11 protein-coding genes and 1 tRNA gene are annotated in these 12618 nt (G+C 69.3%); 4 read left to right on the forward strand and 8 right to left on the reverse strand.

What is annotated here, in order from left to right:
• The first annotated feature begins 222 nt into the window (after window positions 1–222).
• Window positions 223–849: a Uma2 family endonuclease gene (locus tag ACQPZG_RS20990; RefSeq protein ID WP_433547282.1), complete on the forward strand. Its 627-nt coding sequence runs from the start codon at window positions 223–225 to the stop codon at window positions 847–849.
• 98 nt (window positions 850–947) lie between these two features.
• Here the strand turns inward: ACQPZG_RS20990 and ACQPZG_RS20995 are convergent, their stop codons facing one another.
• Both ACQPZG_RS20995 and ACQPZG_RS21000 read right to left on the reverse strand, forming a co-directional pair.
• Window positions 948–1649 (reverse strand): TetR family transcriptional regulator, encoded by a 702-nt coding sequence (locus ACQPZG_RS20995; protein ID WP_433547283.1) that lies wholly within the window; start codon window positions 1647–1649, stop codon window positions 948–950.
• Window positions 1646–2659 carry an acyl-CoA desaturase gene (locus ACQPZG_RS21000; RefSeq protein WP_433547284.1) on the reverse strand — a complete coding sequence of 338 codons (1014 nt, stop codon included), beginning with the start codon at window positions 2657–2659 and terminating at the stop codon, window positions 1646–1648. Before ACQPZG_RS21000 ends, ACQPZG_RS20995 begins: the two co-directional genes overlap by 4 nt.
• A 231-nt stretch (window positions 2660–2890) precedes the next feature.
• Here ACQPZG_RS21000 and ppc point away from each other — a divergent pair, with 231 nt between their 5' ends.
• Entirely contained in the window at window positions 2891–5623 is a 2733-nt protein-coding gene (ppc, locus tag ACQPZG_RS21005) for a phosphoenolpyruvate carboxylase (protein WP_433547285.1), read from the forward strand.
• 350 nt (window positions 5624–5973) lie between these two features.
• Here ppc and pth read toward each other — a convergent pair whose 3' ends face one another.
• From pth to ACQPZG_RS21030, 5 genes are all read right to left on the reverse strand, one after another.
• Window positions 5974–6582, reverse strand: a complete 609-nt coding sequence (gene pth, locus ACQPZG_RS21010) for an aminoacyl-tRNA hydrolase (protein WP_433547286.1) — start codon at window positions 6580–6582, stop codon at window positions 5974–5976.
• A 164-nt stretch (window positions 6583–6746) separates the two neighbouring features.
• Window positions 6747–7331, reverse strand: a complete 585-nt coding sequence (locus ACQPZG_RS21015) for a 50S ribosomal protein L25/general stress protein Ctc (RefSeq protein ID WP_433547287.1) — start codon at window positions 7329–7331, stop codon at window positions 6747–6749.
• A 328-nt stretch (window positions 7332–7659) separates the two neighbouring features.
• Window positions 7660–8634 (reverse strand): ribose-phosphate diphosphokinase, encoded by a 975-nt coding sequence (locus tag ACQPZG_RS21020; RefSeq protein WP_185028982.1) that lies wholly within the window; start codon window positions 8632–8634, stop codon window positions 7660–7662.
• Between the two features lie 146 nt (window positions 8635–8780).
• On the reverse strand, window positions 8781–10250 hold the full coding sequence (gene glmU / locus ACQPZG_RS21025) for a bifunctional UDP-N-acetylglucosamine diphosphorylase/glucosamine-1-phosphate N-acetyltransferase GlmU (protein ID WP_433547288.1): 1470 nt from the start codon (window positions 10248–10250) through the stop codon (window positions 8781–8783).
• A 114-nt stretch (window positions 10251–10364) separates the two neighbouring features.
• Window positions 10365–10436, reverse strand: a tRNA-Gln gene (locus ACQPZG_RS21030).
• Window positions 10437–10562: 126 nt separating this feature from the next.
• On the opposite strand from ACQPZG_RS21030, the gene ACQPZG_RS21035 reads away from it, so the two are divergent.
• Window positions 10563–10811, forward strand: a complete 249-nt coding sequence (locus tag ACQPZG_RS21035; RefSeq protein WP_433547289.1) for a type II toxin-antitoxin system VapB family antitoxin — start codon at window positions 10563–10565, stop codon at window positions 10809–10811.
• Entirely contained in the window at window positions 10808–11251 is a 444-nt protein-coding gene (locus ACQPZG_RS21040) for a PIN domain nuclease (protein WP_433547290.1), read from the forward strand. The genes ACQPZG_RS21035 and ACQPZG_RS21040 overlap by 4 nt, the downstream gene beginning before the upstream one ends.
• Here ACQPZG_RS21040 and ACQPZG_RS21045 read toward each other — a convergent pair.
• Complete coding sequence (locus tag ACQPZG_RS21045; RefSeq protein ID WP_433547291.1) at window positions 11229–12566, reverse strand: sensor histidine kinase; 1338 nt, start codon at window positions 12564–12566, stop codon at window positions 11229–11231. The genes ACQPZG_RS21040 and ACQPZG_RS21045 overlap by 23 nt on opposite strands.
• Window positions 12567–12618 lie beyond the last annotated feature (52 nt).

Raw genomic sequence — 12618 nt, forward strand, 5'->3', positions numbered from 1 at the left:
GGCTTGAGTTTCTGGGGCTCCAATGCAGCCCGTGAAGCGCCGGGGCCCGTCGCCCCGCCCGACCACCGTCCGGCGGCGCGCCGGACGGCAGCGAGGACTCCTCACCCGTCCGTGTGACCGGCGACCGTTCCTCCCCCTCGTCGGCCCACCGCCCTTAACGTGCGGGTGTCGCTTGTGCCGCAGTGGCGCCCGCGCCCACACTGATGAAGGAGGTGCTGCACGATGACCGCACTCGCACACGAGGTGTCCCCGGCTGTGACCGACCACTCGGCGTCCGATCTGGACGAGGTCCTGTGGGAGGCGTGGAAGGCCATGGACCTTCCGGAGGGCTACCGGGCCGAGATCATCGAGGGGTCCATCGAGGTGTCACCTACTGGCCGCCGTCGTCACGGCATTCTGATCGGACGCGTACGGCGTGCGCTGGAAGCACACCTCACGGTTGCGGACCTCGGCGTGCACCACGACGTCAACGTCATCCACGAGCGCAAGTCCTGGATCCCCGACCTCTTCGTCGCGCCGCTCGACCTGGAGGAAATCCCGGACGAGGACGGCCTCGGGGTGGCGGCGCACGGCGTCCTGATGGTCGTCGAGGTGGTCTCTCCCGGCCGCCAGAACACCCAGCGCGACCGCGTCCGCAAGCGTCGCGAGTACGCCCGTGCCGGAATTCCCGTGTACGTCCTCGTGGACGACTTCGACAAGGACGGCGCGGTCGTCGTGCTGACCTCGCCCGACCCCCGCGAGGCCGCCTACACCGACGCGCACCGCGTCCCGTACGGCAAGGACGCCGTGCTCCCGGAAGGGACCGCGGCCGGCGGTCTCGTCATCGGGGACGCCATCACCGGCCCCTGAACCGGCGCCCCTCAGGGACACACGGGTACGGCGCACGCGACGGGCCGCCCCCGGCGCAGGTGCCGGAGGCGGCCCGTGTCCCTGACCGTGCTCGGGGATCAGTTCCTGCGGTGCCCTATCAGCCTCGGCTTCGCCTCCAGGTTCTCCAGGCCGTGCCAGGAGAGGTTCACCAGGTGGGCGGCCACTTCGGCCTTCTTCGGCTTGCGCACGTCCAGCCACCACTGGCCGGTCAGGGCCACCATGCCGACGAGGGCCTGGGCGTACAGCGGCGCCAGCTTCGGATCGAAGCCGCGGGCCTTGAACTCCAGGCCCAGGATGTCCTCGACCTGGGTGGCGATGTCGGAGATGAGCGAGGCGAAGGTGCCCGTCGACTGCGCGACCGGGGAGTCCCGGACCAGGATGCGGAAGCCGTCCGTGTACGTCTCGATGTAGTCGAGCAGTGCGAACGCGGCCTGCTCCAGCAGCTCACGCGGATGACCGGCGGTCAGCGCACTGGTGACCATGTCCAGCAGGGACCGCATCTCACGGTCGACGACCACCGCGTACAGGCCCTCCTTGCCGCCGAAGTGCTCGTAGACGACCGGCTTGGAGACACCCGCCTTCGCGGCGATCTCCTCGACCGACGTGCCCTCGAAGCCCTTCGCCGCGAAGAGCGTGCGGCCGATGTCCAGCAGCTGCTCACGGCGCTCCGCACCCGTCATCCGGACACGGCGGGCCCGCCGCGGCACGGTGCGTGGTGTGTCGCTGCTGGTGCTGCCGGTGCTGCTGCTGGTTCCGTCGGTGGCCACAGGCTCCATCATGCCGTTTCTGTCGACTCGGTCTTGCTCGGGGCGTCCTGGTCCCTGCGGCGCGACGCCAGACGTGAGGCCGTCGGCCAGCGGACGTCGTACGCCCAGCCTGCCTGCTCGAACCAGCGGATGAGCCGGGCCGACGAATCCACCTGGCCCTTCAGCACACCGTGTCGGGCACTCGTGGGATCCGCGTGGTGCAGGTTGTGCCAGGACTCACCACAGGAGAGGACCGCCAGCCACCACACGTTGCCCGACCGGTCACGCGACTTGAACGGGCGCTTGCCGACCGCGTGACAGATCGAGTTGATCGACCACGTGACGTGGTGCAGGAGCGCGACGCGCACCAGCGACCCCCAGAAGAACGCCGTGAACGCGCCCCACCAGGACATCGTGACCAGCCCGCCGACCAGCGGCGGAATCGCCAGGGACAGGATCGTCCAGTAGATGAAGTCACGGGAGATGCGGCGCAGCGCCGGGTCCCTGACGAGGTCCGGGGCGTACTTCTCCTGCGAGGTCTGCTCCTCGTCGAACATCCACCCGATGTGGGCCCACCACAGGCCCTTCATCAGGGACGGGAGGTCCTCGCCGAAACGCCACGGCGAGTGCGGGTCGCCCTCCGCGTCCGAGAACTTGTGGTGCTTGCGGTGGTCCGCCACCCAGCGGACCAACGGGCCCTCCACCGCCATCGACCCCATGATCGCCAACGCGATACGCAGCGGCCGCTTCGCCTTGAAGGAACCGTGGGTGAAGTACCGGTGGAAACCGATCGTGATGCCGTGGCAGCCCAGGTAGTACATGAAGACCATCAGACCCAGGTCCAGCCAGCTCACCCCCCAGCCCCAGGCCAACGGAATCGCCGCCAGCAGGGCCACGAAGGGGACGGTGATGAAGAGGAGGAGCGCGATCTGCTCGATGGAACGCTTCGACTCGCCGCCGCGCGTGGCCAGCGGCGTCGGACCGTCGCCCGGCGTCCCGGACGCCGGCGTGGTCTCTTTGCGTAGATCGGGGCTTGTGGTCATGAGATCCCCTGGGGGGTGAGGACTGCGAGGTGAGCCGCGGATACGGGTCACCAGGTACGGATTACCTGGCTACGGTTCCGTAACCTACGGCTTCGTAAGTATGACAGCGGTGAGGCCCGCTGTACGAGGCCGCCGAGTACCCGAATATGGGGGCACATATCCTGGGCCGAGTCGGACAGCGCGGTCCGAGTTCCTGCCTGACGCGTTTCCCCACTGCAAGGAGCCGCACCTGTGAGCAGTGCCGACCAGACGACCCCGCACAGCAGCCCCGAGCTGCGTGCCGACATCCGCCGCCTCGGCGACCTCCTCGGCGAGACCCTCGTACGCCAGGAGGGCCCCGAACTCCTGGAGCTCGTCGAACGGGTCCGGGCCCTCACCCGCACCGACGGCGAAGCGGCAGCAGAGCTGCTGGGCGACACGGACCTGGAGACCGCCGCACGCCTCGTGCGGGCCTTCTCCACCTACTTCCACCTGGCCAACGTGACGGAACAGGTGCACCGCGGGCGCGAGATGCGCGAACTGCGCGCAGCCGAGGGCGGGCTGCTGGCCCGCACCGCCGACCTGCTCAAGGACGCCGACCCCGAGCACCTCAAGCAGACCGTCAAGAACCTGAACGTCCGCCCCGTCTTCACGGCCCACCCCACCGAGGCCGCCCGGCGTTCCGTGCTCAACAAGCTGCGCCGCATCGCCGAACTCCTGGAGACCCCGGTCATCGCCTCCGACCGGCGCCGGCACGACCTGCGGCTCGCGGAGTCCATCGACCTCATCTGGCAGACCGACGAACTCCGCGTCGTACGGCCCGAGCCCGCCGACGAGGCCCGCAACGCCATCTACTACCTCGACGAGCTGCACGCGAACGCCGTCGGAGACGTACTGGAGGACCTCGCCGCCGAACTGGGACGGCTCGGCGTCGAGATCCCGCCCGGCACCCGCCCGCTCACCTTCGGCACCTGGATCGGCGGCGACCGGGACGGCAACCCCAACGTCACCCCCGCCGTCACCTGGGACGTCCTCATCCTCCAGCACGAGCACGGCATCACCGACGCCCTGGAGCTCATCGACCAGCTGCGCGGACAGCTCTCCAACTCCATCCGCTACGCCGGGGCCACCGACGAACTGCTGGAGTCCCTGCGGGCCGACCTGGAACGCCTCCCGGAGATCAGCCCCCGCTACAAGCGCCTCAACGCCGAGGAGCCCTACCGGCTCAAGGCCACCTGCATCCGGCAGAAGCTCGTCAACACCCGCGAACGCCTCGCCAGGGGCACCGCCCACAGGCCCGGCTGCGACTACCTGGGCACCAGCCAGCTCATCGAGGACCTGACCCTCATCCAGACCTCGCTGCGCGAGCACCGCGGCGGCCTCTTCGCCGACGGCCGGATGGACCGCACCATCCGCACCCTCGCCGCCTTCGGCCTCCAGCTCGCCACCATGGACGTCCGCGAACACGCCGACGCCCACCATCACGCGCTCGGCCAGCTCTTCGACCGGCTCGGCGAGGAGTCCTGGCGCTACGCGGACATGCCGCGCGAATACCGGCAGAAGCTCCTCGCCAAGGAACTCAGGTCCCGGCGCCCGCTCGCCCCGGTGCCCGCACCGCTGGACGCGGCCGGGGAGAAGACCCTCGGGGTGTTCCTCACCATCAGGGAAGCACTGGAGCGCTTCGGCCCGGAAGTCATCGAGTCGTACATCATCTCCATGTGCCAGGGCGCCGACGACGTCTTCGCCGCCGCCGTCCTCGCCCGCGAAGCGGGACTGCTCGACCTGCACGCCGGCTGGGCCAGGATCGGCATCGTCCCCCTGCTGGAGACGACCGACGAACTGCGGGCCGCCGACGTCATCCTCGACGAGATGCTCGCCGACCCCTCCTACCGCCGACTCGTCTCCCTGCGCGGCGACGTGCAGGAGGTCATGCTCGGCTACTCGGACTCCTCCAAGTTCGGCGGCATCACCACCTCCCAGTGGGAGATCCACCGCGCCCAGCGCCGCCTGCGCGACGTCGCCCACCGCTACGGCGTGCGCCTGCGCCTCTTCCACGGCCGCGGCGGCACCGTCGGCCGCGGCGGCGGCCCCTCGCACGACGCGATCCTCGCGCAGCCGTGGGGCACGCTGGAGGGCGAGATCAAGGTGACCGAACAGGGCGAGGTCATCTCCGACAAGTACCTGGTGCCGTCCCTGGCCAGGGAGAACCTCGAACTGACGGTCGCCGCCACCCTCCAGGCATCCGCCCTGCACACCGCGCCCCGCCAGTCCGACGAAGCGCTCGCCCGCTGGGACGCCGCCATGGACACCGTGTCGGGGGCCGCCCACACCGCGTACCGCAAGCTGGTCGAGGACCCGGACCTGCCGACGTACTTCCTCGCCTCGACCCCCGTCGACCAGCTCGCCGACCTGCACCTGGGCTCGCGACCCTCCCGCCGCCCCGGCTCGGGCGTCTCCCTCGACGGCCTGCGGGCCATCCCGTGGGTGTTCGGCTGGACCCAGTCCCGACAGATCGTGCCGGGCTGGTTCGGCGTCGGCTCCGGCCTCAAGGCGCTCCGCGAGGCGGGCCTGGAGAACGTCCTGGAGGAGATGCACGAGCACTGGCACTTCTTCCGCAACTTCCTCTCCAACGTGGAGATGACACTCGCGAAGACCGACCTGCGCATCGCACGTCACTATGTCGACACACTCGTACCCGACGAGCTGAAGCACGTCTTCGACGCCATCGAGGCCGAGCACGCGCTCACCGTCCAGGAGGTCCTCAGGATCACCGGCGGCACCGAACTGCTGGACACCAGCCCCGTCCTCCAGCAGACCTTCGCCATCCGCGACGCCTACCTGGACCCGATCTCCTACCTCCAGGTCGCCCTCCTCAAGCGCCAGCGCGACGCGGCCGCCGCGGGCGAGAAACCCGACCCGCTGCTGTCGCGGGCACTGCTGCTCACCGTCAACGGCGTGGCGGCCGGACTGCGCAACACCGGCTGACGGTGCAGACGGGACAGTAGACAAGTCGACACACGTCAGCGAGCACCGCGTGCCTGCGCACACGTGGGACGACAGACATGAGGGGCACCACCGGCAACCGCCGGCGGTGCCCCTCACCTGTGACCGGTCACCATCCCCGGTCACCCGTCGCCGGTTCGCCCGTCACCGTCACCGTGCCGGTCACCTTCACCGTCACCGCCGTCACCGTGTCGGTCACCCGTTACCGCCGTCACCCGTCACCCGTCACCGTCACCGTCACCGTGCCGGTCACCCGTCACCGCCGTCACCGTGTCGGTCACCGTCACCGGCTCACTCGTCACCGGTCTCCCGTCACCGCGCACCCGGAACGCTCACGAGTGGTACGTCGACTGCGCGCGCTCCAGGCCCTCGATCACCAGCGCCTCCACGGCGTCCGACGCCCGGTCCACGAAGTAGTCCAGCTCCTTCTTCTCCGCCGACGAGAAGTCCTTCAGCACGAAGTCCGCGACCTGCATCCGGCCCGGTGGACGCCCGATGCCGAAACGCACCCGGTGATAGTCCGGCCCCAGCGACTTCGTCATCGACTTCAACCCGTTGTGACCGTTGTCGCCGCCACCGCACTTCAGCCGCAGCGCGCCGAAGTCGATGTCCAGTTCGTCGTGGATCGCGACCACGTTCGCGGTCGGCACCTTGTAGAAGTCGCGCAACGCCGTCACCGGCCCGCCCGACAGGTTCATGTACGACAACGGCTTCGCCAGCACGACACGCCGGTTGTACGGACCGGGCGGACCGATCCGCCCCTCCAGCACCTGCGCACGCGCCTTGTGCGACTTGAACTTGCCGCCGATCCGCGAGGCCAGGAGGTCGGCGACCATCCACCCCACGTTGTGCCGGTTCGCCGCGTACTCCGGACCGGGATTGCCCAGCCCCACGACCAGCCAGGGGGCCGACGGGTCCGGGACGGCGGGAGGCGTCGTCATCTGCATGGCTCCTTCATACCTGCGTGCACCTACGAGTCCGTACACATGCGTCAGCCGCCGCCCCGTGCCCTGCGGCACGGAACGGCGGCTGACCGCGAAAAGCGTGAGCGACGAGGCACCGGGCCCCGCCCCCGCGAGGCACGAGGCCCCGCCGGCTACGAGGCTCAGGCCTCGGAACCCTCGGAGCCCTCGGCGTCCGTCGGCTCCTCGACCTGCGCGGAGACGACCTGGATGACGATGGCGTCGGGGTCGGTCACCAGCGTCGTGCCCTCGGGCAGCGTGATGTCCTTGGCGTGGATCGCGTCACCGGCGTCCAGACCCTGCACCGAGACGGTGACCGACTCGGGGATGTGGGTCGCCTCGGTCTCGACGGAGATCGTGTTGAGCACGTTCTCCAGCAGGTTGCCGCCCGGCGCCAGGTCGCCCTCGGAGAGCACGGAGACCTCGACGGTGACCTTCTCGCCCTTCTTCACCGCGAGGAGGTCGACGTGCGTGATGGTGCGCTTGATGGCGTCACGCTGGACGGCCTTGGGGATGACCAGCTCGCTGCGACCCTCGATGTCCAGGTTCAGCAGGGCGTTGCTGGTCTTGAGCGCCATCATCAGCTCGTGACCCGGCAGCGTGACGTGCACGGTGTCGGCGCCGTGACCGTAGATGACGGCCGGAACCTTGTTGGCGCGACGGGTCTGACGGGCAGCGCCCTTGCCGAACTCGGTACGGACCTCAGCGGTGAGCTTGACCTCAGCCATGACTGCACTCCTCGTGGGATGACGAAAACGGAAACGGTCACCCGGCCACACGAGCGGCCTGCTACGAAGAGCGCGTCGATAACGGAGAACCACCGACGTACCGGAACACCGGTCCGCGAGTCTCCCTCGCCGAGCAACCCGGGCAGTCTACCCGGCACACCACGAGCCGCCCAATTGGATCACCACAACCCCGGATCAGCGCCCCGAATCCTCAAGCCCCCACCCGCCCCGCACGCCACAGGGCCGCCACCCCACCGGGTGACGGCCCCGCACACGCCACGACCGCCGCCCGCCGGCCCTCGGGCCACGTACTACGGACGACCGTCGACTACTGCTCCTCGAAGAGGCTCGTCACCGAACCGTCCTCGAACACCTCGCGCAGCGCACGCGCGATCGTCGGCGCGATGGACAGCACCGTGATCTTGTCGAGCTCAAGCTCGCCCGGCGTCGGCAGCGTGTCCGTGAACACGAACTCGCTCACCTTGGAGTTCTTCAGGCGGTCGGCCGCCGGACCCGACAGGATGCCGTGCGTGGCCGTCACGATGACCTCCGCCGCACCGTTCTCGAACAGCGCGTCGGCGGCGGCGCAGATCGTGCCGCCCGTGTCGATCATGTCGTCCACCAGGACGCACACGCGGTCCTTCACGACACCGACGACCTCGTGGACGGTCACCTGATTGGCGACGTCCTTGTCACGACGCTTGTGCACGATCGCCAGCGGCGCGTCCAGACGGTCGCACCAGCGGTCGGCCACCCGCACCCGGCCCGCGTCCGGAGAGACGATCGTCAGCTTCGAACGGTCCACCTTCGCGCCCACGTAGTCCGCGAGGACCGGCAGTGCGAACAGGTGGTCGACCGGGCCGTCGAAGAAACCCTGGATCTGGTCGGTGTGCAGATCGACCGTGACGATGCGGTCGGCACCGGCCGTCTTCATCAGGTCGGCGATCAGACGCGCCGAGATCGGCTCGCGACCACGGTGCTTCTTGTCCTGACGGGCGTACCCGTAGGACGGAACGACCACGGTGATGCTGCGCGCGGAAGCCCGCTTCAGGGCGTCCAGCATGATCAGCTGCTCCATGATCCACTTGTTGATCGGAGCCGTGTGGCTCTGGATCAGGAAGCAGTCCGCGCCACGCGCCGACTCCTGGTAGCGGACGTAGATCTCACCATTGGCGAAGTCGAAGGCCTTCGTCGGCACCAGGCCGACACCCAGCTGGTGCGCGACCTCCTCGGCCAGCTCGGGGTGGGCGCGGCCGGAGAAGAGCATCATCTTCTTCTCGCCGGTCGTCTTGATCCCGGTCACAGCACTGTCTCCTCGGACGTGATTCATTGCCGCCGCACTCGCGCGCGTACGCCCCGCGAAGAACCGCGGATGAGTCACGCAGGACGAGCCAGCCGAATATTCGTGCACCTATCACGGTACGCCGAGAACGACGCACCCGTTTCCGGTCAGCTCTCGCCGTCGGACCCCCCTGCCTGCGAAGAGACCTCCGAGGACGCGGCCTGCGCCGCCTGCGCGGCAGCGCTGCCCGGACGCTTGCGAGCCACCCAGCCCTCGATATTCCGCTGCTGTCCACGGGCCACGGCCAGCGAACCGGCGGGCACATCCTTCGTGATGACGGACCCGGCCGCCGTGTAGGCGCCGTCCCCGACCGTGACGGGAGCCACAAACATGTTGTCCGAACCGGTACGGCAGTGGGAGCCGATCGTCGTGTGGTGCTTGGCCTCGCCGTCGTAGTTCACGAAGACGCTCGCCGCACCGATGTTGCTGTGGTCACCGATCGTCGCGTCACCCACGTACGACAGGTGCGGCACCTTCGTGCCCTCACCGATCTGCGCGTTCTTCGTCTCGACGTACGCACCGATCTTGGACTTCACACCGAGCTTCGTACCGGGACGCAGGTACGCGAACGGGCCCACGCTGGCCGCCGCGCCGATCTCCGCGGACACCGCCACCGTATTGTCGACACGCGCGCCGATCCCCACCGTGGTGTCCGTCAGCCGCGTGTTCGGACCGACCTCGGCATCCGCCGCGATGTGCGTCGCACCCAGCAGCTGGGTGCCGGGGTGCACGATCGCGTCCTGCCCGAAGGTCACCGTGCAGTCCACGAACGTCGACTGGGGGTCGATGACGCTGACGCCGCTGAGCATCGCGCGCTCCAGCAGACGGGCGTTGAGCAGCCGACGGGCCTCGGCGAGCTGCACACGGTTGTTGATGCCGAGGATCTCGCGGTGGTCGCCGGCCACCGACGCGCCGACCCGGTGGCCCGCCTCGCGCAGGATGCCGAGGACGTCGGTCAGGTACTCCTCGCCCTGGCTGTTGTCCGTACGCACCTTGCCCAGCGCGTCGGCGAGCAGCTCGCCGTCGAAGGCGAAGACACCGGAGTTGATCTCACGGATCGCCCGCTGGGCGTCGCTCGCGTCCTTGTGCTCGACGATCGCGGTCACCGCCTGCGTCCCGGCGTCCCGCACGATGCGCCCGTAGCCGGTCGAGTCCGGAACCTCGGCGGTCAGCACGGTGCAGGCGTTGCCGTCGGCACAGTGTGTGGCGGCCAGTGCCTTCAGCGTCTCGCCGGTCAGCAGCGGGGTGTCGCCGCAGACCACGACGACCGTCCCCGACGGGCTGCCGCCGAGGGCTTCGAGGCCCATCCGTACGGCATGACCCGTACCGAGCTGCCGCTCCTGCACGGCGGTGTGCGCTTCGGCGTCGATCTCGCCGAGGTGCGCGGAGACCTTCTCGCGGGCGTGACCCACGACGACGACCAGGTCGGCCGGGTCGAGTTCGCGGGCGGCGGTGACCACGTGGCCGACGAGCGAACGCCCGCTGATCTCGTGCAGGACCTTCGGGGTGGCCGACTTCATGCGGGTGCCCTCACCCGCTGCGAGGACGACGACGGCTGCCGGGCTATTGGCGCTCACGGTGGGGCCCTTCGGCTACTACGGGGGTGGACTTCCGCAGGATACCGGGGGGTTACGGGAGGGAAACGAGGGCGGGTCCCGACCGTGGAGGTCGGGACCCGCATAACGTGATAGCTCCCCCGTCAGGACTCGAACCCGAACAGATGGCACCAAAAGCCACAGTGCTGCCAATTACACCACGGGGGATCATTACTGACTAAAACGGACATCGCGTCAGCCTGCTGACGGCGACCCCAACACTATGCCGCATCACTGCCCTCGAATGCGACGATGTATCCGCGTAGGATTGTGGATATACGAAGGGGTGAGGTCTTGGGCAAAACGCTGATCGAAATCGATGAGGACGCACTGGCGGTGGCGCAGGACGCCTTCGGGACGAAGACCAAGAAGGAGACCGTCAACCGCGCTCTGCGCGAGGTCAGCGACCGGGTAAAGCGTCACGAGGCCCGCATGGCCGCGGAACGTGTAGCCGCCGAGGCGCTGAATCTCGCCGCGCTCACGGACAAGGCCGCATACCGTGCGAGCCACGGCGAAGCAGACGGCCAGGAGCACGTTGCGTGAAGTACCTGGTCGACACCTCCGCGGTGGCGCGCTTCCTGCAGCATGGCGCGGATGCCTGGGGGTGGGGGGAAGCACTGGACTCGGGTGTGGTCGGCATGTGCGAGGTCACCGAGATGGAGGTTCTCCGCTCCGCACGGTCAGCCGTTCACCACCGGCAGATGCAGGAGTACCTGAGCGGCTTCTATGCCTGGGCACCGATCCCGGAAAGCACCTTCCGGAGGGCCCGGCAGGTGCAGCAGATCCTCGTGGAACACGGCGAGCACCGCAGTGCCGGACCGGTCGACCTCCTTATCGCGGCGGTGGCCGAACTGTCCGGTCTCTCTCTGTTGCACTGCGACCGTTACTTCGAGGCGATCGCGCGGCACACCGGACAGCCCACGGTGATGCTGAGGGAGGGCTTCCGGCCGGGCGGCCGAGCTACTCCGCCCCCGGCTCCCTGACCGGCAGGACCGCCGAGACGCGGAAGCCGCCCGGGTCGGTGGGGCCGGCGACGAAGACTCCGCCGAGGGTCTGGACGCGTTCGCGCATGCCGACGAGTCCGTTGCCGCCGCTGGGGAGGCCGGCCTGGGCGGCGTCGGTGTCGGAAGGGCCGTTCTCGATCTGCATGGCGATCTCGGTGCCCTCGCGATGGGCGATGCGCACCCAGGTCTTCGCCCCGGGGGCGTGTTTGTGGACGTTGGTGAGGGCTTCCTGAATGACCCGGTAGGCGGTCTGTTCGACGAGGGCGCCGCAGGGGACGGGGTCGCCGTCGACGGAGAGGTCGACGGCCATTCCGGTGGCCCGGGACTGTTCGACGAGGGCGTCCACGTCGGCGAGGCAGGGGCCGTTCTCGGCGGCTTCGGCGGCGGCTGCCGCGGCGGCGCCGACGGCTGCCAGCGGGACGGGAGTGGTGGGGGGTGCGGCCGTGGTGGTTGCCGGGGCGCGCAGGACGCCCAGCATCTCGCGGAGTTCGGTGAGGGCCTGGCGGCCCATGTCGCCGACGAGGGCCGCGTTCCTGACGGCCTTCTGGGGGTCCTTGAGGGCCACGGCCTGGAGGGCTGCTGCGTGGACGACCATGAGGCTGACGCGGTGGGCGACCACGTCGTGCATCTCGCGGGCGATGCGGGTGCGTTCCTCCGTACGGGCCCACTCGGCGCGTTCCTCGGCGCGGTCGGCGAGGAGGGAGAGTTCGCGCTCCAGGGAGTCGGCGCGTTCGCGCAGGCTCTCCATGAGGCGGCGGCGGGCTCCTATGTACAGGCCGAGGAGGAGGGGCGGGGCGGACATGCCGAGGGCGAGTACGAAGGAGATGGTGAGGGTGTAGCCGGTGCCGGGGTCGAACTCGGCCTCGCCCTCCTGGCCGGCGAGGGAGCGCATCCGTACGAGGGAGACGATGAAGGTCCCGGTGAACGACATGGCCGCCAGGACGGCGATGATGCGGCGGGGGACCTCGGAGGCGGCCAGGGTGTAGAGCCCGACCAGGCCGAGCAGGAAGCCCATCTCGGCGGGGGTGACCGCGATGGACACCAGAACGACGGCGATCGGCCAGCGGCGCCGTACGAGCAGTGTGGAGCCCGCGAGCAGGCCCAGGAGGACGCCCAGCGCGAGAGGCGCCCTGGTCTCCTGGGCGAAGTCGATCCCCTCCAGCGCGCACTCGACGGCGGAGGCCGCCGCCAATCCTGCGTCCAGCACGACGCTGCGGCGTCGCTCCCACCACCAGATGCGCGGACTCGGACTGGTCAGGTCCGAGCCGCTCCGGTCTGCCCCCGTAACGGTCATACGGACCAGCCTACGGGCGGGGCGCGCCCTTTTTCCTGCGGGTTCTGCGACT

This window comes from Streptomyces sp. CA-294286 (genome assembly GCF_050947155.1).
Taxonomy (GTDB): domain Bacteria; phylum Actinomycetota; class Actinomycetes; order Streptomycetales; family Streptomycetaceae; genus Streptomyces.

Excerpts from the sequence above, each read along its gene's own strand:
- ACQPZG_RS20990 (WP_433547282.1), top strand. The coding sequence starts at position 223 with ATGACCGCACTCGCACACGAGGTGTCCCCGGCTGTGACCGACCACTCG.
- ACQPZG_RS20995 (WP_433547283.1), bottom strand. The coding sequence starts at position 1,649 with ATGATGGAGCCTGTGGCCACCGACGGAACCAGCAGCAGCACCGGCAGC.
- ACQPZG_RS21000 (WP_433547284.1), bottom strand. The coding sequence starts at position 2,659 with ATGACCACAAGCCCCGATCTACGCAAAGAGACCACGCCGGCGTCCGGG.
- pth (WP_433547286.1), bottom strand. The coding sequence starts at position 6,582 with ATGACGACGCCTCCCGCCGTCCCGGACCCGTCGGCCCCCTGGCTGGTC.
- ACQPZG_RS21015 (WP_433547287.1), bottom strand. The coding sequence starts at position 7,331 with ATGGCTGAGGTCAAGCTCACCGCTGAGGTCCGTACCGAGTTCGGCAAG.
- ACQPZG_RS21045 (WP_433547291.1), bottom strand. The coding sequence starts at position 12,566 with ATGACCGTTACGGGGGCAGACCGGAGCGGCTCGGACCTGACCAGTCCG.